Genomic DNA, 21,190 nt, shown 5'->3' on the forward strand with positions numbered 1-21,190 from the left:
GCTGCAACACATTTTCCGAACTCACCTTAAACTGCGCCATCGGCCCAAATCCGGTATTGATACCATAGATTAGCTTGTGATCAGAAAACCGACGCAAAAATGAATGGTTTTCTGAAACATTCTGTATAGCAGCTGCGTCCAGGGAAACACTTTTTTGATTGAAAAGGATATTGTCGAAATCGTTTAACGTAAGCTGTTTTCCGCCTATAATTACCATAGGGTTGAAAGAATTTATTTTGGTTAGACTTGTTTCGACCTGCTCTGTTAACAGACTCTGACAAAACATGCAAAAGTAATCGAAACAAATCAGATTAAACTAAGCAAGCGGAATGAACTGAGATATGTATCTGTTATTATGCGTGAATTACAACATCAATTGTGGACGGACTATTGAGGATACTGCCGCTTATCTATTATCGAGAAATCTGACAGCTTTGCGAACAGTTTCAGGTAATTGCATTTTCTGAATTTCTGTCGCCGTAATATAGGTAACATGAGGACTAACCCTTAAACGTGCCTGGAGATAAGCCCGGATCTTTCGATCCGTTTCTTCTGCCGCGTTAACCGGCAACACATGAATCAGCACTTCATCCATACCTATATCGTTCGAATATACTTCAACAACATAATCTATTATCTCTTCCATCTCATTAAGCAGATCAAACAATGCAGGTGGATACAGGGTGGTTCCCTTATACTTTATCATCTGTTTTTTTCTGCCCATCACCGAAGAGAGACGCATACCAGAACGACCGCACGCACAGGTATCATCAAAATACATACAAATATCACCCGTTTTGTAACGAACCAGGGGCATGCCCTCAATGCCAAGAGTCGTTACTGTTACTTCTCCCGGCTGACCAGCATCTACAGGTTCGTTATTCTCGTCAAGCAATTCTACTATCACAAGTTCGGGATGAAAATGTCCTCCCCTTCCATGGCCACATTCAGTAAAAGCTGTTTGCATTTCTGTAGATGCATAGGTAGAATAGAGACGGATGTTCCATTCATCTGTAATTCTCTTTCCAAGTATATTTAATGTAAAGTCGGTGTTGCGGATATTTTCCCCGATACAAACCGCTTTTTTTACAGAGGTCTGGTTGATGTCGATGTGGTGTTCTTTTGCGTATTGAATCAGCTTCACTATAAAAGAAGGTACGGCAACAATTGCAGTTGGCTTCAGACGCTGAATGGTTTCCCATTGCATAGAGGGGACCCCTGGACCGATCCGGATGATTCCAGCTCCCATTTTGCGTATACCTGAATAATAGGCGATACCGGCCATAAACTGCCGGTCCAGCGTAAGCATAAGTTGATAGATATCGCCCGGGGTACCGTCGGCACAAAGGAAAGACAGGTATTCATTGAACGATAAACGCTGCAGATCGGATTCAGTCAGTGCAACAGTAACTGGCTTACCAAGTGTACCGGAAGTAGAACTGAATTCAACAATTTTGCTTTTCGATACACAAAGAAAGTCATCATTGTATTGTTGCAGATCTTCCTTTGTGGTCGGAGGTATCAGGTTCAGATCTTCAATAGTCCTGATCTTTTCGGGATCAATGCCATTTTTTCTGAACAGATCCCTGTAAAAAGCTGACTGCTTGTTTACATAGTCAAGCAGTTCATGCAGTTTTTTTTCCTGCATCAGCCTGGTGGATTCTCTGGATTGATATGCGGCGCCTGGTGAATACATTTGAGATTATGTTTAGAACAACTATGTTATTCTACCACAACTACCGCTGAGGCGATTGATTTAAGATGTGATAAGGAAACATGAATCTTATTGATTCCCATTGACGCAAGTGTTTTTGCCGTTTCACCGAGCAGGTGAAGTTCCGGGCTACCCTCATCGTCATGCTGAATTTCAATTTCATTCAATGCTGTTCCATTTTTCCAGCCGGTGCCGATTGCTTTTAGAAAAGCTTCTTTGGCAGCAAATCTTGCGGCATAATGTTCGGCTTTGTTAGCTTTCGGCTCGCAATAGTTTATTTCTTTCTCTGAAAAAACCATCTCCCGAAATCCCGATTCTTTTCCAATTTTATTTGCAACTCTTGATACTTCGATCATGTCGATTCCAACCCCCTTCATGATTTGTAGTTTTGCTGTTGAATAGTAAGTCCCCGCTAGTTTTTTCTTTCAATATCGCGCAATTTAAATATAAACTATTGGAGTCCGATATTTTTTGGTTGAAAGAGCTTCTTTACTGAGACTAACGCCGGCATAGTTCTCAAATGGAAAGCTGGTGCAGCCTCAGTTTCTGTGGTCGCGATCCTCAATTTTTCTCAATTGTTCGTGAATATGATCTTCTTCCGCTTTTGTAGCAATCACTTTTGTGAGAGCAGTTTTATAATAAGCCCTCGCTTTTTCAAACTCGCCGTGAGCAAATGAGTAGTCCCCGGCAAGCACATAAGTATGATACAAATTAGGATTGCTTGCAACCAGGCTGTCAGTATTAACCAGGCCATCAGCTGCCACCAGTTGCCGAAGGTCCCGGTATTTTTCAAAGTCATGAAATGCACGGGTGGTTAAAAACGAATCAGCAGGGATAGTAAGATTGGCTTCCATGATTTCGTCATTGTTATTTTTCCCTTTCAATGCAAAAACCTTATTCAAATCATAGGCAATATATTGGCCAAGTTGCCAGGGAGAAGTACTCACCCAGACGATCAGTTTTTTCGGTTCAAAAACAATGGAATGATGAGCGATCAACTGGTTTATCGCTTTTTCGTTACCCATGCCGATATCAGCATTATTAATCCCCTTCCGATCCCTCAGGATATTAACCGTTTTCTCAACTGTATTTTTCCCATTGTTATCCAGGAGTTGCATCAGTCTTTTATAACGATATAGAGAAGCGCTTTCCTGTATTTGTTGTTCATTGGATTTAAGATGACCCAGCCCTTTGCTCTGGAAGTGATTGGCGCAGACAATATAATTTTTACCTGGATCGTATACATCCAGCGAGTCAGGTGTTTTTTCAATAACGACTGCTTTATTATCTGCAGCAGAGCCAACTAAAAATGATTCTGAAACAAACATTTTACGCTTGCGGGTGATGGCAATGGCCTCCTCAATGTTTTTGGCATATTGCAAAATTTCGCGGGCTACCAGTGAAACGGGTGTTGCAGAACCGGTTGGAAGATCTGTTTTTGCGGCATTGATAGTAATGGTTATACCCTTTTCGTTCATACCTGAAACAGCGCCAACAAATCCACCCCAGGTCACGGTCATCAGTTTATATCCATTTGCAGGATTATAAAACGCAACGATTTTGTCTTCTGCAAATTTATCACCCACATAAAAATCAAAGTTGCGGCCAATGATCATTGTGCTGTCTTCAGATTGATCGTTCCAGGTTCCGAACGAAGTACAACCAACCAGCGCCATGCTCTGCAAGGCATGACCAATATCATGGGCAGCATGATAATTCAGAATGCGCTGATATTTTGAACCTATATACTCATAGTTATCCGAAGCCGAGGCTGATACTCCATAGATCTCGTCTTTGTATTCTTCAGAAACATTTTTGTCAAGTTTACGATTGAACCAGCCAATAACATATTTAAGAAAATGCTGATAAAAATTGGAAGGAATCATTTTGTTGATCTGTTCAGTAAAATGATCTTCCTGCCGAACAACCAGCTCACGGGTAAGTTTGCCGTTGGTTACACCCATCTCATATGGGCTGCCTTCTACATAAAGCTCATAGAGACCTGTTTTGCTTTTCCTGAACCAGCTGTTGTTTAAAGTATATAAACCATCCCCGTGGTCCTTGCGTTTCAGGTCCAGGCTGCTCTGATCGGCAATCTTTGGAGGATCAACTTTAGAAATGACTACGAGATAGATAATACCTGTCAAAAGCAGGATTAATATTCCTCCCAAAAAGTACAATAATCCACGGAGGATCTTTCTACCTGCAGACCTGGGTTTCTTAATTTGCTTGTTGCTCAATGTTTGAATTTATGCATTTCTGATACGGTCGATAAGGCCCTCGGTACCTAAAATCGCATTGCAGGTTGAAACTGCACTCATTGCGGCTCCAAGGATCCCATGCATATTCAGATTCTGTCCTGTAAAATAAAAATTCGGCAATTTTGTTCGGGGAGAGATCATCGTTTTCAGCGGGTCCTGGAAATCTTTAACAATTCCGTACATAGTACCATCGGCATTTCCCATATAGTCCCGGTAACTGAGAGGAGTGGCGGTAAAATACTGATCTATACAAGCACGGAGAGTCGGGAATCTTTCAGTAGCAAGATCAATCAATCTTTCAGCACGATCCCTTTTAAAGGCTTCGTATTCCTGGCCGCGGCTTACTTCATCAGAAATAGTATTGAATGTGTCCGCCCATTGTGCAACCTCCTCATATTTCATATATGTAAGAAGACTCACCGCGCGTGCATAACGTATTTTTTTTGCTCCCGTTTCCAGGCCGGGTTCTGAAGAATGGCCGGACCTTTGATCTGAAAAACATGGCATAAAAAAGGCATAAACCAATGGCCATTCATCTCCGGAATAATTTGCCCCATCCCAGATCCTCCCTTCTTTTTGATAATAATAGTTACTGGCCAGTTCCGGGAAGCAGTCAGGCTTAAGTATAATATCAACCGAAAATGAAGATGCTGAATTTTTCAATAGCTTGACCCTGCTTCGAAAACTGTTCCTGATAACCGAAGATTCCATCATGTCCAGCGTTTGTGCCGGATGTGCATTTGAGATAAAAGAATCTGCCCAAAGTTTTGAACCATCTTTTAATTTCACATGGGTGACACGACCGTTTTCCTCGACAATTGATGATACCTCAGAATGAATTTTCACCATGCCCCCTAACTGATGGATATTTCTGCGTATAAGTTTTGAAATCTGCGAACCACCATCCATACATTTCCAGCTACTTTCAATATAACTATTAAGTATAAGCGCATGCACATAAAAAGGTGTCTTTTCCGGCTGGCCCGCGTAGAGCAAATTATTGCCCGCAAGTACGGCCTGGAGCTTTTTGTTATTTGTTATTGACTCAATATAAGTTTTGGCATCGAGACCCATTACCTCAGCTTTTTCTTCATAGGTTCCACCTGAGCGCAGGTTATATAAAGGGAACTTGTCGCAGATTTCTCTGAGCTTCTCACAATATGTTCTGATTGCTTTTTCCTCACCAGGGAAGTCAGCGCTCAGCACTTCAATAAATCTTTCATACCCCTGGGCCATTTTATATTCTTTCTCGTCACCACCAATGATGATGGCATCAAACACATCAGGCATCCTTTTAAGCTTGAGCTTTTCCAGGATACCGAGATACCTGAAAATCTGGTAGAGGTTCTGACCCTTGTCAAGACCGCCAAGATAGTGTACACCAGTATCAAATATCACCCGGTTCCGGACATAGACCTGCAAAGCACCACCAATCTGTTTGTTTTTTTCAAGAACACAGACTTTGTATCCTTCCATTACAAGAAGATTGGCAGCAATTAACCCACCGATCCCGGCGCCTATAATTATAACATCAAATTTTTCCATTTAGCACCAAAATCAGGTTAGCATATTATAATTCCTAAGATAAGAATTGTTTCAGACAATCATGTTTAGCTATGGTAGCCTTCCGAAGACAGTCTGTTTCCAGATAGTAATGTTTCTCATAGCTTCATTTATCGTTTTGTCAATACAAAAACAATATTTGAAGTGAGCTTTGTATTGTCGATTTCACGACAATCAAATCTATTGACTGATGCCATCTCCCTTATAAAGTCACCTGACAGAAAAGACAGTGCCTCGCCCGAAGTTTTATTAAACCCAATTAGTTTTGTAGAAAAAAATTCGCTCAGCTTTGTTCCTCTATGTCTGTCCTTAAGGTCCTTATTACCGTCGCGAATAATGATAATACCGCCCGGATTGGTATGAAGAAAACATTTTTCTATCAAGGCTTTTTGCTGCGCGGGTTGAAGATAATGTAACATATCCGCCAATATTATCGTATCATAATTTTGAAACGCGAAATCCATGGCATCAGTTGCATAAAATTGAAGCTTGTCTGTCCGCAGATAACAATTATTTGCCGTTGCAATCTTTTCTTCATCATAATCTATCCCCGTTATCACACGCGACGGCGATACAAAATGCAGCATATAGTCCATAAAGCCATAACCACAGCCAATATCAAGTATATTCCCCTGCCGCGGCACCAGTTCATCAAATAGCTCATAATTGTCCTCGAGTTTGGTTTTGATCCGCATATACCACTCCAGTACCGGGCCTTTATACAAGTAGTTATAGATTAATTGCTCCCTGAAATAAGCCGGTTTCTCTATTTCTGTCCTAAGCTCCTCATATTCATGGCGCATATATCTGCCAACCAGCTTTGCCTGCTCCACATAACCGTTCCCAAAAGATTTGTCACCAAATTTTATTCTCGGAAGATATTTTACTGTAGTAGGGGAATTTTTTAGCAACAGGTCCCTTTTTGTCAGTGTCATACTTGTTCCATGTAATAACACGGGCTGAATATCAAGGCCTAGCTTTTCGGCTAATAAAAATGCCCCTTTATGAAATCTCGTTATTACGCCATCGGGTCTTCGTGTTCCTTCAGGAAAAATAAAAATGGAATACCCCTCTTTGACCCTGTCTTTTAAAGTCTCCACACTTTCTTCACCACCTGATGAAACAGGATAATACCCGGCCATCCTCACCACCGGACCCATCAGCGGAGAATCAAATACGTCCTGTTTGATGAACATGATCAGTTTCGGATGAAGCATCGTTATTTCCAGTATATCCAGGAAAGACTGGTGATTGGCAATCAATACTGCCGGCGGAGTCAATCTCTCATTGCGTGGGTTTAAAATCCTTTTTTTGAAATTAAACATGATGTAAACAATCGACCTGTTGAACATCATTAATAATGAATGATAGAAGTAGCTGGACCGCCTCCCGGAAAATGGGTTTAATTTCAAAATAATAAATCCAGTTACCAGCACGATAAAACCGGCAACCATAAAATAAATAAAGGCAAAAACCGAGATCAGCAAAGACAATAAGGTCCAGGGTGCAAATCTTCGTTTAACTCTCCGCGTTATAAGGAAATCAAAAAGAAAGGGTATTAATACCTGCGAAATAACAGCTACCGAACTTATGCCTATGATCGAAACCAGGGCAATCGATCGCAGCGCGGGGTGCTTTGCAAATATCAGCACGCCAAGACCGGCGATCGTTGTTATAGCAGAAAGAACTATGGATGACTTAAATGAAGACAGGTTTTTCTTTCCCGTTTTATATTCCTGTACAAGCCCATCCATAATGAATAAACTATAGTCATCGCCAAGTCCAAAAATAAGTGCGGAGATAATTATGTTTATTATGTTGAAGTTAATACCTAGTAATGCCATCAGGCCAAGGATCCAGATCCAGGTGATCATCATCGGAATAAAAGAGACCAATGCCAGTTCAATACGGCCATAGGTAACCAGCAAAACCGAAAATACGAGCAGAGCACTCATCCAGGCGATCTTATTGAAATCGTCATTAATTATTCTTACAAAAGTGCCGGTAAGATGCTGCCGGTCAAGAACGGTTATTTCATCATTATTTTCAAAATGATTGTATAGCAGATTTTTTTTGCCGGGGTCCACCCTGGCGAGCGTAACAACTGTTACCTGGTTATTATTGACTGTTATAAAATCGTCCAGGAAATTTTGCCTGAAAGATCGCTGACTGGCAGTATCCAATGGCTGGAATTCCTGATTCAACATTAATCTGAACTGATCAAAAGCAGCTGGCCGGAACTTCTGCTTTGCACCTTCGGTTTCAAGAACTTTTAGCAACTGGCTCTTCCTGGCTGGTGTCCAGTAGTTGTTCCACCTGGAAATCCTTTCTGCCTGTGAAGAGTCGGAGAGTATCAACGATGAAACCCCGGCATACCGGGAGATGGTACCCGCATTTTTTAAACTTTCTATCTCTGTTGCCAGCCGCTCGTTTTTGCGCAAAGCTTCATCAAGGCTTTTAGCTTCCGTTACGAGATAAACAGATTGAAGCGCGTAAGCATTAACGTTATTTAATTTTTTTTCAGATTCCCTTAACTGATCAGACATGTAATTCATTTTGATCATGTCAGGTTCAAACTGAACATCCCCGGCGTAAATTGCAAAGATGATAGTGAGTACTGCTATCCCAATAATAACGGGCTTGTTTTTTTCGGGCCGGTAATCAGCGATCTTATCTATCCATGTTTGCTTATGTACAATCTTCTTTTTTTCGGTGACTATAAACTGTGGTAAAAAAAGCAAAGAACTGACTGAAGCGCCTATCAGGCTAAAAGCAGCAAAAAGGCCAAGATCTTTCAGCATTTCAGACTCAACAAATTGTAAGCATAAAAATCCGCCTATAGTTGTGAGACTTCCAATGGTGAGTGGCATAGCTAAATCTGCCAGCACCTTATTCATATCGGGGTTATGCCGGTAATGATTAAAGACATGGAGAGAATAGTTCACTGCTATGCCTAACACAATTGAACCGGTACCAAGAGCAATGACAGAAATCTTTCCCTGGATAAAAAAAATCATTGCCAGCGAGAAAGCCACCCCATAAATCACGGGTATCAAAATTATAAAGGGAGCAAGTTTTTTTCTAAAATAAAGCCCAAGGAAAACGACAATAAAAAGGATCGTGAATCCCTGTGTGTACAGCGAATCTTTTCTTAATTGAAGGGCATTACCAACCGATACCGCAGCTGCCCCGAAGTAGGTAGTTTCGAGGTTCTGATAAGAAGTTTTATGCAGGCTGTCAATTATACGATCAAGGCCCTCCAACATCTCAGCATTTTTGCCGGTGTTTGCCGGGAGAAATTTTGGAGTGATAAATAGTAACAGGTGGTGGTAGTCGCGGCTGACTACAAAGTTGTCATATAATTCGAAATTTTCATCGTACTGGAGCCCCTGCATTTTGGCCAGGCCAAGGGTATTGATTCCTACAGGGTCACGCGCGATCATGGTTTTTAGCGCCAGGCCCGCCGGTGAAGTTAATGTGCGGATATTTCTTTCAAGCGTTGTCCTGATCCGTCCTGGTGTAATAAGGCTATCGATGGTGCGATAGTCTTTCTCATCAAGGTAAAGCGGCAGGTGAGCGCTGACTGCATCTATTAACTGAAGCGTTTTCTCATCATCTACCTTATCCTGGAAACGACTGATATAGGGACTTAGTTTCCGCCTCACTTCGTCTGAGAACACCTGGGCAAATGCAACCATTGAATCAGGTGAGCCAACGTTATTGGTATCCTTTAGTGATATCGTTACAACAAGCCTGTCAGCAAATTTTGAATTGTTGAAGATCCTGGTGAGTTTCTCGGTTTTTTTATCTTTCGGCAGGATGCTGGATATGTCTTCTTCAAACCTGACCTTTGAAGCAAAAAAGCCGGATGTAGCCAACGAGCCAAGGAACAACAGGTAAAATATGACCGGGTTCTTCCTGAAATAATTATATATATAAGAAAAAATATGCTGCATTTAATTAAGCTATCAATGGCGACTTGAAAATCGTTTTAAGGGTCATTGTTTTTCCACCATTTGCCGGGATGGTGCCCGGCCCGCAATCTTCAATACAATCCAGGCAATCAGGCCCGTCAACAGTGCCGCAATAATAGCAAGAGTTATGCTTCCATAGATATATTGTTCAAGATTTGCCTTGATGGTTTCAAGGTTTATATTCCGGCTGAAAGACAAAGTCATAACCCTGTCGCCCATCCACCATGCGCCCATTTTATAGCTTAAAAATATAATGAGAGGAATCATTGGCGGGATACTGATATTAGCTGCTATAATAACCAGGGCTTTATTCAGCCTTAAAAGCATTGCCAAAAAAATCGCAGTCACCAGTTGAAACCCCCAGATCGGGATGATACCCATAAATACACCAAATGCTATTGAAAAAGCCTTGCGCGTATCCGACTGACCTGTATTAAAAAGCTGATTCCGAAGAACTTCTTTTAATTTTTTTTTTTGAAAAACCATTCGGAAAAAATCACGCGGTTTGATCCACAAAAAAGTGATAAAAACAAGGATTGTATTAAGTATACTTATACGTGTGAAATCCTTAAATGGCCTGAAATGTGACACACGTTCCTCTTTTGGGGCATAGTAAACTTTTACCGGAACAGAGCGGACTGGTATCCCATCCCATGACGAACGCACCATCACTTCTATTTCAAACTCATATTTCCGGGTGATCCATCTCATTTTACTCAAACGAAGAATGGGATACAAACGGTAGCCTGATTGAGTATCGCTCATCTTAATACCAGTTTCAACATGAAACCAGAAACTTGATATTTTATTTCCGGTGCTGCTTTTACCGGGAACCGAACCCTGGTCCATGTTCCTTGCCCCGATGATGATCGCATCTCCGTTGGTTTTAAGATCATTTATAAATAAAGTCAAATCTTCGGCATAATGTTGACCATCAGAATCAATGGTAATTGCATATTCATAACCTAAACTCAAAGCAAATTTAAACCCCTGTCTCACCGCCCAGCCTTTGCCACGGTTAGGAAAATAACTTAGCGACTTTACAAATTGAAAACCAGCTATTAATTCCGCAGTAGCATCAGTAGAACCGTCATTTACGATCAGGATACTCGTGGTATATCCGGATAAATCTTTAACAACCTGGCCAATGCTGCCTGCATTATTGTAGGTGGGTATAAGCACACAGATTTTGTACTTTTCAAAGTCTGCCTGCCAGGTAGCTGAATTACTCATTTCTTGGTTCCGATGTCCTTTTTAATTCCGCCTTTGTCCCGATTGAGAAACGGCAAGTGCAGAAGGACCCAAAGATAGCAACTCAACGCAGAAATTTGCCTTTAAGTGTTTTCACATAATCCCCAAGGATGATATGGAGTGAATCAGTTGCATTTTCGAAGAGGAAAACCCTGGTTCCATCTTCTCTGAACATGGGCATATTGAGTTTGCCTAGTTCGGTCACCTTTCCAAACTGTTTGAAGATGGGATTCTCCCGGGAATAATCATCGTCAACATAAAGCATGTGATCAAAATCAAGTTTTTCCGGTAGCCAAAGTAGAAATGAGGCATTAGTACTGTAGGCCTCGGGCAGACCTTGAGCGGGACCATAATAATTCAAAGCTCCGGCGAAAGCATAACTTGAACCAATCACTATAGTTCGCTGTTTTTTAGATTCCGGAATAGATGCATATGCCCGTGCTGTCATAGTTGTTAATTCTTTCCATCCGATCATATCTGCGAAATCCTGGGGCAAAGGATGCGCTTTAAGATCCTCCCATTTATAGTCGCCGGCTTTATATGAACCGATAGCTTCGTAATATTTCACCAGGTTATCGGGTTTGGCTACAGGCAGGAGTATAGGAATGGCAACCAGGCCTGTTGCTATAGCAAATACAAGCATGGCATACCGGGTCCATCGCCATGAAACAAGGGTTAGCTTTTCAAGCCAGGTAGCACCAAAAGCAAAAAGCAAAGGATAAATACCAAGTATATAATATCCTTTCCCTTTGAAGTAAATCATCAGGAACACAACAATAAAAAAGGCCCAACCATAAAACCGGAAAGGGCGTCCTTGTGGAGAAAAGATCAGGAAAATCAATCCTGCGAGCCAGACAAAAACAGCCGGTAAATTCATCATAAACTGGCTCGTAATGAACTCACTGTTTTGATTGTACTGTAGCTGGGTTTCTTTCAACTCGTTCATATGAGTGATCACCGGGAAGTTATGCTGGTATTGCCAGATAAAATTGGGCAGGAAGATGACCAGTGCAATTGCTGCTGCGCCATAGAAATGGGGGTTAAGAAACATTTTTCGCTGGCTTGTTAATAACAGGCCACCCAGCAATGAGATTGTATAAAAGGCGACGGTATACTTACTCATCATACCAAGACCCAGGCTGATTCCGAAAATATAAAGCCATTTGGTCTTTGATGTTGATATGAATCGAATCAGGCTATAACCTATTAGTGTCCAGAAAAAGATTTCAATAAAATTTGGCTGAAATAAATGAAACACGCGGAGATAAGCACCGAAAATGAATGGAAGAAAGCCCAGGAACAATGCAAATTTTTGTCCCTTGAAATCGAGAATGGTCTTCCCTACCAGCAGCCAGCAACATCCTCCGACCAGGTTTGGCCAGAACTTTATCCAGAACTCTCCTCCACCGGTTAAATGGATCAGCCAGGAAAAAACCGAAAGAACCGGCGGTACTTCCATATAACCCCAGTCGAGATGTTTCCCTTCGGCAAGATAGAGAAACTCATCACGATGTGGTTGGTAATAACTGTCCTGGATAAGAAAAGGCAGTATTATTTTGAGGACGAAAAAAAAGTAGAGAAGCGTTTTGTTAGAAATCAATGCCTTTGGGGAATCCGAACGATCACCAGCCGGCAGTGATCCTGTCGTGGAAAAGACCCCGGAGGCAGGAGTTATCAATGACATTGAGAATTATTAAATGGAATAATATTCAACAATTTAATAATTCATCCGTTCATTTTATTTTTTTTTAGCCAGGGGGCTTGTCCTTATTCGCTTATCAAACCAGTTCAAGTTTACTGATTTGCTTACCGATCAGGGTCATTTCATCTTCCGTCAACTTCAAATTAATTGCTTCAGCGTTCTGAACAGCTTGCGCCGCATCTCTTGCGCCGACCAGGGCTACCGTGATCCCAGGCTGCTCAATCGTCCAGCGGATAACGAGCTGTGATAATGTAACTTCCTTTTCAAGAGCAAGGGGTTCCAGCGTTTCAAGCAAATGATTGATAAGCTCAATATTTTCAGGTTTATAAAATTTTGTAGTCGGCCGATGATCCCCCGGCGCAAACTGGTGTCCGGGTTTTATTTTGCCTGTGAGAATCCCTCTTTGCAAAGGACTATAAGCTATAATCGACTTCTGGTTCTGTAAGCAATAAGGCAATAATTCATCTTCTATGCTTCTTTCAACCATACTGTAAGGAACCTGGTTCGAAGAGAGGTTGATGGTTTTTTCAGCCTCTTCCATCTGGGCTTTGCTGTAATTACAAACCCCAGCTGCACGAATTTTTCCATCCAGTAAAAGCTGGTTCAATGCTTCCATGGTTTCCGCGATTGGAGTAGTCGGATCCGCCCAATGTATCTGGTAAAGATCAATATAATCTGTACCAAGTCGTTTCAGGCTGGCCTCGCATTCATCGATAACACTTTGTTTACCCGAATAACGGTAAACCTCGATCGGCTTACCATTGTTGTCCTGGCTTTTGAATGCAAAGTCTCCTCGGGTATCATCCCACCGCATCCCAAACTTCGTCAGGATTTGAACCTTATCCCTTGGAATGCCCCTGATGGCTTCACCTACAAGTTCCTCGCTGTAACCCTGGCCATAAACCGGGGCAGTGTCGATAGTTGTAATACCTGCTTCATAAGATACCTTGATGGCTTCCAGGGCATCTTTTTTTACCGAACCACCCCACATCCATCCACCAATTGCCCAGGCACCAAATGTTATTGCCGATAGCTTTATTTCCGTCTGACCCAGTTGTCTGAATTCCATAATTGTTATCCCAGTGTTTTTGTAACCCCATGCCAGTATCCTACTGATTCTGCAATACCGGGGAATGGATCTTTCATATCCAATTCATATTCCAAACTGGCTTTTCCCTTGAAATTTATTTTTTTCAATGCCTTTATTACCGCAGGAATATCAATCACTCCTCTTCCCAGTTCGATACCTTTTGCATCTTTCGCATTACTGATAAGATCCTTGATATGAAGATCAAACAACCTAGGTGCATACTCAATCACCGCTTTAGCAGGATCAGTGCCGGCCCGCAGCGAATGGCCGATATCAAGGCAAAGCCCGATTCTTGAATCAAGCTTATTGATTTTTGAAAATGCATCAGCCGGGCTTGGGTATAATTTATCTTCTGGTCCATGATTGTGAACAGCAAGACGAATATTAAATTCTTTTACTTTCTGTTCAGTGTATGGCAATAATTCCACAGTTGGCACCCCAACAATTAAATCAACGCCAAGATGTTTCGCATAATTAAAAGCACGGTCCAGTTCCTCCTTTGTTTTAAAATAGATAACACCGGCAGCATAGATAGTTATACCTGCTGCATTAAATTTATCTTTAACCTCTTTGATTTTCTCAGGAGAGCTGTCAAGAGGAAGATGGAATTCTTTGATGGAAAGTTCTTTTACGCCTGTACGCTTCATCATTGCGATAGTCTGATCCACATCAAAATACCTGAATGTGTAACCCGCCATCCCCAGGCTGTAAGCGGTTTTAGTTTGATCAAATACAGGTGAAGCATTGGAAACAAATGAACTCAGACCAGTTGCGGTAACAGACATGGCTGTCATTTGTAAAAATTTTCTACGGGAAGACATGACTTGTAATTTTTTTTTATGAACAATCGATCAGAAACCAGGCGACCTGCTTTTATGGATACATAAATGTAAACATAACCGAAATAGCTCCCGTTTCAATAATAAACGCAAAATGAGAAAATTCATCGGTATTGCCATGGGAAACTCCTCAAACGTTACAGGAGATAATTACTGATGGCAACAAAACATAACATAAATTGGCGCATGCAGTATGCCATCTCACCAAAAATGAATAATATCAGGCATAATTAAAAAATGATTAATATCAGGCATAATTACTGAGATGTTTTTTGAATCAAAAACTTAATGATGAAAATACCCGTTCTTCTGTTCCTGATTTTTTCCGGTACAACTTCAATTGCCCAGGTCGTATCACTCGATTATTTTTTCAACAGGGAATTCAGGAAGGCGAAAACCGGTCAGGCTGAACGTTTTCACTATACCTGGGAAGACACAGCTCAGACAGGTTACTCGATATGGGGACATATATTCAGGCAACTTGGCGCTGATACCAAAAGCATGGATGCAGCACCCACAGCAACAAATCTTAAATCCACCGGTGTTTATATTATTGTTGATCCCGATACCGAAAAAGAAACAGGGCAACCAAATTATATAGGATCGAAACATATAAAAGTCATAACCAATTGGGTAAAAGATGGCGGAGTCCTGGTGCTTCTTGCAAACGACAGCGCGAATACTGAACTGAAACATCTTAATCAGCTCGCTAAAAAATTTGGTATCCGATTTAACAATGATCTGCGCAATAAGGTTAAGGGTGATGATTTTGATATGGCAGCGTTGATGGTACCGGAAGGAAATCCGATATTCAAGACAGCAAAAAAAATGTATATCAAAGATATCTGCTCACTAAGGCTGACCCGAAAAGCCAAATCAGCATTCACTGACAAGGGCGAAGTGATAATGGCAACAGTTAAGTTGGGTAAAGGTACTGTCTTCGCGGTGGGAGATCCGTGGTTTTACAATGAGTATTGTAATGGAAGGTTAACCCCGGGATTTGATAACGATAAGGCTGCGCGCGATCTTGCCGGTTGGTTACTAATGCAGGTTCCTAAATAAAGCGGGCCTGGATCTCAATCGATTCTCTTAATGGTTAAGCCATATCAACGGATTCCGGACCGGCAGGTTCCTGATTACCTCTTCATTTTGTGGCGAATGATCAAGCTTTTTCCAAACATTGAACCATTCTTCATTGTTGAATCTGACTGCCCCAAATACAAGGAAAGGCTGGGCAACAGGCCATTCTTCCCAATACATAACATCGGGTTTTAAGGGCCAGTCTTTTTTAGTTTTTATATAAGGGACCAGGTAAGAGATACCTTTTTTTACTGACCGACCTGCAGCCGTTTCATAAGCCCAGAGATCATCAGCGCCAGTAGAAAGAATCTGGCAGATCATGGCCATTGCATCCAGGTTAAAAATAGAATATCCATAGGGTTTTGTTCTTCTCAGCTCCTGCGGAAAACTCCCATCAACACCCATCTGACCAGGAAGCAATACTGATTTATATCTTTCACTGCAAAACTCCAGCATTTTAAGATTGCCTGTGAATTTTGAAAAGGCCGCAACCTGCATCACCCAGCAGGTCCCATGATTATTGGCTGCGTTCATTTCAGCTTTACCATAAGAATGCATTGTAAGCCAGTTGAGGTAAGCTTCAAACCATTGTTTACATCTTTCGATATCAGCTGTATTGGCAGCACGCGCTTTCTCAAACACGATTAAACCCTGGACCACCTCCATAAAATGTATTGTATCAATAATACCGATCCCGCGGCCGGTTGCCCTACCTTTTATTGCCTGTGCAAAAAGAAGGTTTGGATTCATGAGTGTCGCGGTATCGATAAACCAGGCGTGGCAGTGCAACATTGCATGGGTTGCATATTTCTTATCACCGGTAAGTATGTAGGCTGAGGCTAATGCCCCGACTACCCTACTAAACCTTATCATTGCCTTACGATGAGCCACAAAATTATCCGGGTTTGTAAGTCCATCCCGCTGTACATATGGACTGTCCGGATTGGCAGAATCCGGCCACCAATAATCACCCTCCGAAAAAAAATCATGTTTACCACCGGCACTCCTTGATGAAAAAGCAGGGGTGACTGTTTCTGGTTGCTGTGTAAGCGCCCATGCAGCTTCCTTCAGAATATGTTGCTTTAAAATCAGGGGAACACGATCAGCAATTCCTCGCTCAGATTGCTTAACCTGTGCACGGGATAAAACCGCAGGAAAGAGTAATATAGCGGTAATGAATAACCGAATTTTTGCAAACTGGATATTTTTTTTCATAACCTTGGTTTAGCTGATCGCTTACCTGATCCGAATTTTATAATGTTTTCCTTTTTGTGCCTGGAAGCTGATAGTGTAACGTTTCGGAACCACTGTAGAGGGAACGAAACCAGGTGCAACAACAAGTTCGGGTTTGGCGTCTTGTTTATAAGCTTCCATAGACAACTCCTGGAAATCCGAATTCAAAACCCTGATCGGTTGTTTATAACTCACAACACAAAGCCCATCTTGCGGGGATACAATCTCTGCCTCCTTTAACAGACTATCATTCCATTCGATATCCACAACAAAGTTCCCGCGGGCTTTTATTCCTTTGATAGAACCCTTTGGCCAGGCCGAAGGCAGTGCCGGCAATAAATCGATGTTACCTAAATGGCTCTGCATAAGCATTTCCGTCATTCCCGCCGTTGCGCCGAAATTCCCATCAATCTGGAAAGGGGGATGTGCGTCAAAAAGATTGGGATAAGTACCGCCCCCACTCATCGCAGGTTTTGTTTTATCCGGGTCGATAAATCGAAATGCATCTTTTAATATTTTATAAGCGTGGTTCCCATCGTATAACCTTGCCCACCAGTTTATCTTCCAGGCCATCGACCATCCTGTGCTTTCATCTCCCCTCTCAATTAAGGATTGTCTTGCTGCATCGCTAAGTTCGGGTGTTTGTATCGGATTGATCTGGTTGCCTGGAAAAAGTCCAAACAGATGAGAGATATGGCGGTGTTTATCGTTTTTATCATCCCAGTCTTTGAACCATTCCTGGATTTGCCCGCGTTTACCAATATGATAAGGATACAACTTCGAACTGGCCTTTATAAGCCTTGGACTGAAACCGTCATTTATTCCAAGGATCGAGTCAGCTTCAATTACTGCCTTAAATAATTCTTTAATTATAGACATATCCATAGTACTGGCCATACTAAGATCATATTCTTTACCATTGACTTTGACAGTATTTTCAGGTGAGGTGGATGGATTGGTTACCAGGTAGCCTGACTTCGGATCTTCGACAAGCCAGTTTAGCAAAAATGCAGCAGCCCCTTTCATCACCGGATAATATTGTTGCAGGAATTGACGGTCATTTGTAAACTGGTAATGTTCCCACAGATGTGAACTCAACCAGGCACCTGCCATTGGCCAGCAGCTCCAGCGTGGAGTTGAACGTGGGTCCCATTCAAAACCACCCGGGGGTGAAGTCTTTGCCCATAAGTCTGAATTATGATGTGCTGTCCAGCCCTCATTAATATTATAATTAACCCGCGCAGTCACCTGGCCATTGGCCGCGAGCTCCTTTAAAAAATTAAACAGGGGCTCATGGCACTCGCTGAGATTCGTATTTTCGGCCGGCCAGTAGTTCATCTCTGTGTTGATATTTGTCGTATAGTTGCTTCCCCATGGCGGCTGAATGTGATCGTTCCATATCCCCTGCAGGTTTGCAGGTCTTGAGCCCGGCCTTGAAGCTGCAATCATCAGGTATCGGCCGAACTGATAGTAAAGCACGGCCAACTGCTGATCGCCAGGTTTTGATGCAAACTGTTTCAGTCTTTGATCGGTAGGTAATTTCAATACCTCCGGCTCTGCCGGAAGCCCGAATTTTACCCGCCCGAACAGCTGATAGTAATCTTTTATATGCCGCTGTTTTAAAGCAGTATAGTTTTGTGAAACGGCTTTAGCCATATTATAGGAAGCTTCAACTGCGGGGTCTTTGCCGTCTTTACCAGGAGATTTATTAAAACCATTAAAGCTGGTTGCTTCTGTAAGATAAATGGTTGCCGATTTGCCGCCGTTTATTGTAATTGTTGAATCGTTTGTTGAAATCCGGCCTCCATCGGTTACTACTTTAACATGAACCTGGAAATTCATTCCTTCCCCGCCAGGATAATCTTCATATATGATCTGTGGCTTTTCAAAATCGCGGTTAGCTACATATTTCGGTGCCTTTCCCGAGAGTATTAAATAACCCCCAATGTTCTTCACTACTTTATATTTCAACTTACTATTGAGACGAAGACTGAAATTAAGACCTTCCCCAGCATCAGTCGTAAGCCTGGATACAAGTACCTGGTCAGGATGACTGATAAAAGTTTCACGCTGATACAACTTTCCGTTCTTACGGTATTGTACAACCGAAACTGCATTGTTCAGATCGAGCTCCCTTTTGTATGCAGTGACCATAGTATCACCCGGAAAATTAATCCTTAAGTCGGCCAATGGAAGATAGCGGGCAGAATAAGGTCCCTGCATCTTTTTCCAGATTTTTCCGGCCGAGTCAAAATCAGATTTAAAGATTTGCTCTCTTACGAGTGGAAGCAGGGCAGCTGCGCCGGGATTATTACCGGGTTCGGGATAACCGGACCAAAGGGTATTATCATTCAACTGATACCGTTCTTCTTTGACACCTCCAAAAATCATAGCACCTGTTTTGCCATTTCCAAGTGGTAAAGCTTCTTCCCAGGCAGAAGCAGGTGCCGAATACCACAGATTCAAATAACGATCAGGCCCAACCGACTGGCAATTGGCAGTTGTTGCAAATAATATTAAAACTGCCTGGAATAGTAGCTTGATAGAGTTCATTGGCAATACAATCTGCAAAGGGTAATAAATATGAGGAAAAAACCGTCCCGGACTTAGACAAAATCTGCACGCATGGGAGTGAAACAATCAATCAGCATCCCTGCTTCGAGACAAACACAGCTATGCAACACACCAGGAGGTACAAAAAAACCATCTCCTTTGCTGAGTATTTTTTTGTTGTTCCCTATTGTCAATTCGAATTGTCCTGATTCAACATAGGTAACCTGTGTATGTGGGTGTTGATGCATAGCGCCGATCCCACCTTTTTCGAATTTTACTTTGACCATCATTAGTTCGTCATTGTAGCCATAAACCTGACGCTCAATTTTTGGGTCAGCTTCCTGCCAGGGCAATTCTTGTTCTATTTGAAAATATCTCAAGAGAATTATGAATTATGAGTTATGAATTATGAAAACAGATGAAGAAATCATGAATTATGAGTTCTTATTGTGAAAGTTATAGGATTTTGGTTGGGATGAACCGGTCTGTGGGCAGATTTAAATAATTTAATCAGATTTCGGGGCTTGCGGTAAAGATTTTTTGAAAAATTATAGCTTAAGAGGAGTATAATCTAAGTTAAAAACAACTTAGGTGAGTACAACTTAAGCGATGACAACTTGAGAGATTGATGACTTAAGTGATAACAACTTAAGTGATTGATGACTTAAGAGATTGATGACTTAAAAGATTGATGACTTAAGTGATGACAACTTAAGTGATTGATGACTTAAGAGAATGATTACTTAAGAGAATGATTACTTAAGAGAATAGCAGGCAGTAGGAATGGCAATGGAAAGGGGTAATTTGGGAGTTAGGGTATCAGGAAAGGAGACGGACGGGGTGATGGGGAATTGGAAAGTCGTATGTAAGCAGGGAAATGAGAACTGGTAAGAAGTAAACTGGGGAATGAGCAACTGGGATCGGAGTTGAGTTCGATTTGAAAAATGTGAGATTAATTGGACTTGGGATCAGGCTAAAAAAAAAGAAGGGCCAGGATAGAAATCCAGCCCCGTTTTAAAATCCAATATCCTATGAAAAACCGTTATACTAACGGTATACTGTTATACTAATTGTTCAGACCCGGGAATATTTCTTTTTTTAGGGGGAATATCACATTTATTTAGAATGTTTGGGCCGGCTCCTTTAGAAACTTTGAGTCAGCTACTTTAGATTGTTTGAGTAACTATTTAGAATGCCTGAGTCAACTATTTTAGAAAGTTTGGGGCAACTATTTTAGAATGTTTGAGTCAACAACCCTGCGCAGATATTGCTTATCCCTGAAGATCCAGGTCACCTCGTAACTACCACGGTCCTCTTTATTAAGCATATAAACATATATAGTACGCTTATCTGCTGATAAATATACCGCATTGAAGGTTTTTGGAATCCCTCCACCGTCACGGTAAGCAAAAGTTGGACTATATAAATCGAATAAAGCAGCCTGGGGAACTGCAATCGTATCCTTATCTACAAAAAGTGTGACCGATGAAATAGTATACCTGGGTACGCTTCCATAATTTCCGAAATAAGGTTTCTTATCTATTTTTACAAGATACTTTTCAACAGAATCAAGCCGGTGTTTTGAAGGATCGAAAATTCCTGCGGTGATATTAACTTTTATATTTCCTTCTTCAAATAACAAATTACTGCCGCTGTAATTTCGTGCCGGAATATCTTTCAATGGTTTTTTCCCGATACGTTCTTCGATTCCTGCGATTGCAAAACTCGCCAGATCATTCCTGATATCCTTCTCCCTTACCTTGGTGAAATTGTCTTTTTTATTTCGGTAATCTGGCAGATCATCCTGGGCAAAAAGCTGGTTGCCTATCAACAATCCAAAAGTCAATAATCCAAAAGTCAACAATTTATAAGAAAATAACACGCTAACAAATCTGATATATTTAATCATATGGTATTTTTATAAGGCACA

15 protein-coding genes are annotated in these 21,190 nt (G+C 41.6%); 1 reads left to right on the forward strand and 14 read right to left on the reverse strand.

The genetic code is table 11. The annotated features are described in order from the left end of the window. The 10 genes from VK664_RS21495 to VK664_RS21540 form a co-directional block, all read right to left on the reverse strand. Window positions 1-217 (reverse strand): aromatic amino acid lyase (locus VK664_RS21495; protein ID WP_461400761.1); only part of this gene is annotated, 217 nt, incomplete at its 3' end. 189 nt (window positions 218-406) lie between these two features. Beyond that, window positions 407-1,696, reverse strand: a complete 1,290-nt coding sequence (locus tag VK664_RS21500; protein WP_461400762.1) for a phenylacetate--CoA ligase family protein — start codon at window positions 1,694-1,696, stop codon at window positions 407-409. A gap of 26 nt (window positions 1,697-1,722) precedes the next feature. Next, complete coding sequence (gene acpS, locus VK664_RS21505; RefSeq protein WP_461400763.1) at window positions 1,723-2,091, reverse strand: holo-ACP synthase; 369 nt, start codon at window positions 2,089-2,091, stop codon at window positions 1,723-1,725. Between the two features lie 162 nt (window positions 2,092-2,253). Next, window positions 2,254-3,954, reverse strand: a complete 1,701-nt coding sequence (locus VK664_RS21510) for a C45 family autoproteolytic acyltransferase/hydolase (RefSeq protein ID WP_461400764.1) — start codon at window positions 3,952-3,954, stop codon at window positions 2,254-2,256. A gap of 9 nt (window positions 3,955-3,963) precedes the next feature. Then, complete coding sequence (locus VK664_RS21515) at window positions 3,964-5,520, reverse strand: phytoene desaturase family protein (protein WP_461400765.1); 1,557 nt, start codon at window positions 5,518-5,520, stop codon at window positions 3,964-3,966. A 128-nt stretch (window positions 5,521-5,648) separates the two neighbouring features. Next, window positions 5,649-9,494 carry a 1-acyl-sn-glycerol-3-phosphate acyltransferase gene (locus VK664_RS21520; protein WP_461400766.1) on the reverse strand — a complete coding sequence of 1,282 codons (3,846 nt, stop codon included), beginning with the start codon at window positions 9,492-9,494 and terminating at the stop codon, window positions 5,649-5,651. A gap of 42 nt (window positions 9,495-9,536) precedes the next feature. Beyond that, window positions 9,537-10,745 carry a DUF2062 domain-containing protein gene (locus VK664_RS21525; RefSeq protein ID WP_461400767.1) on the reverse strand — a complete coding sequence of 403 codons (1,209 nt, stop codon included), beginning with the start codon at window positions 10,743-10,745 and terminating at the stop codon, window positions 9,537-9,539. An 82-nt stretch (window positions 10,746-10,827) separates the two neighbouring features. Then, window positions 10,828-12,447: a glycosyltransferase family 39 protein gene (locus tag VK664_RS21530; protein ID WP_461400768.1), complete on the reverse strand. Its 1,620-nt coding sequence runs from the start codon at window positions 12,445-12,447 to the stop codon at window positions 10,828-10,830. A gap of 94 nt (window positions 12,448-12,541) precedes the next feature. Then, the gene (locus VK664_RS21535) at window positions 12,542-13,534 is read right to left on the reverse strand and encodes an aldo/keto reductase (RefSeq protein WP_461400769.1); all 993 of its coding nucleotides are present in this window, start codon (window positions 13,532-13,534) and stop codon (window positions 12,542-12,544) included. Between the two features lie 5 nt (window positions 13,535-13,539). Continuing rightward, window positions 13,540-14,376: a sugar phosphate isomerase/epimerase family protein gene (locus VK664_RS21540; protein ID WP_461400770.1), complete on the reverse strand. Its 837-nt coding sequence runs from the start codon at window positions 14,374-14,376 to the stop codon at window positions 13,540-13,542. Between the two features lie 306 nt (window positions 14,377-14,682). On the opposite strand from VK664_RS21540, the gene VK664_RS21545 reads away from it, so the two are divergent. Beyond that, a complete protein-coding gene (locus VK664_RS21545; RefSeq protein WP_461400771.1) occupies window positions 14,683-15,456 on the forward strand; it encodes a DUF4350 domain-containing protein in 774 nt (257 codons plus the stop codon). 27 nt (window positions 15,457-15,483) lie between these two features. Here the strand turns inward: VK664_RS21545 and VK664_RS21550 are convergent, their stop codons facing one another. The 4 genes from VK664_RS21550 to VK664_RS21565 all read right to left on the reverse strand — a co-directional run bounded on the left by VK664_RS21550 (window position 15,484) and on the right by VK664_RS21565 (window position 21,169). After that, on the reverse strand, window positions 15,484-16,689 hold the full coding sequence (locus VK664_RS21550; RefSeq protein ID WP_461400772.1) for an alginate lyase family protein: 1,206 nt from the start codon (window positions 16,687-16,689) through the stop codon (window positions 15,484-15,486). Window positions 16,690-16,710: 21 nt separating this feature from the next. Further along, window positions 16,711-19,260: a glycoside hydrolase family 95 protein gene (locus VK664_RS21555; RefSeq protein ID WP_461400773.1), complete on the reverse strand. Its 2,550-nt coding sequence runs from the start codon at window positions 19,258-19,260 to the stop codon at window positions 16,711-16,713. 53 nt (window positions 19,261-19,313) lie between these two features. Continuing rightward, the gene (locus VK664_RS21560) at window positions 19,314-19,640 is read right to left on the reverse strand and encodes a cupin domain-containing protein (protein WP_461400774.1); all 327 of its coding nucleotides are present in this window, start codon (window positions 19,638-19,640) and stop codon (window positions 19,314-19,316) included. A gap of 848 nt (window positions 19,641-20,488) precedes the next feature. Next, complete coding sequence (locus tag VK664_RS21565; protein WP_461400775.1) at window positions 20,489-21,169, reverse strand: hypothetical protein; 681 nt, start codon at window positions 21,167-21,169, stop codon at window positions 20,489-20,491. Between the last annotated feature and the right edge of the window lie 21 nt (window positions 21,170-21,190).

It is taken from the genome of Flavitalea sp., assembly GCF_035489435.1.
Lineage (GTDB): Bacteria > Bacteroidota > Bacteroidia > Chitinophagales > Chitinophagaceae > DATHKG01.

Bases quoted from the DNA above. Each gene is read 5' to 3' on its own strand.
- VK664_RS21535 (WP_461400769.1), bottom strand. From the start codon at position 13,534: ATGGAATTCAGACAACTGGGTCAGACGGAAATAAAGCTATCGGCAATA.
- VK664_RS21555 (WP_461400773.1), bottom strand. From the start codon at position 19,260: ATGAACTCTATCAAGCTACTATTCCAGGCAGTTTTAATATTATTTGCA.
- acpS (WP_461400763.1), bottom strand. From the start codon at position 2,091: ATGAAGGGGGTTGGAATCGACATGATCGAAGTATCAAGAGTTGCAAAT.
- VK664_RS21565 (WP_461400775.1), bottom strand. From the start codon at position 21,169: ATGATTAAATATATCAGATTTGTTAGCGTGTTATTTTCTTATAAATTG.
- VK664_RS21545 (WP_461400771.1), top strand. From the start codon at position 14,683: ATGATGAAAATACCCGTTCTTCTGTTCCTGATTTTTTCCGGTACAACT.
- VK664_RS21520 (WP_461400766.1), bottom strand. From the start codon at position 9,494: ATGCAGCATATTTTTTCTTATATATATAATTATTTCAGGAAGAACCCG.
- VK664_RS21515 (WP_461400765.1), bottom strand. From the start codon at position 5,520: ATGGAAAAATTTGATGTTATAATTATAGGCGCCGGGATCGGTGGGTTA.
- VK664_RS21550 (WP_461400772.1), bottom strand. From the start codon at position 16,689: ATGAAAAAAAATATCCAGTTTGCAAAAATTCGGTTATTCATTACCGCT.
- VK664_RS21530 (WP_461400768.1), bottom strand. From the start codon at position 12,447: ATGTCATTGATAACTCCTGCCTCCGGGGTCTTTTCCACGACAGGATCA.
- VK664_RS21500 (WP_461400762.1), bottom strand. From the start codon at position 1,696: ATGTATTCACCAGGCGCCGCATATCAATCCAGAGAATCCACCAGGCTG.
- VK664_RS21540 (WP_461400770.1), bottom strand. From the start codon at position 14,376: ATGTCTTCCCGTAGAAAATTTTTACAAATGACAGCCATGTCTGTTACC.
- VK664_RS21525 (WP_461400767.1), bottom strand. From the start codon at position 10,745: ATGAGTAATTCAGCTACCTGGCAGGCAGACTTTGAAAAGTACAAAATC.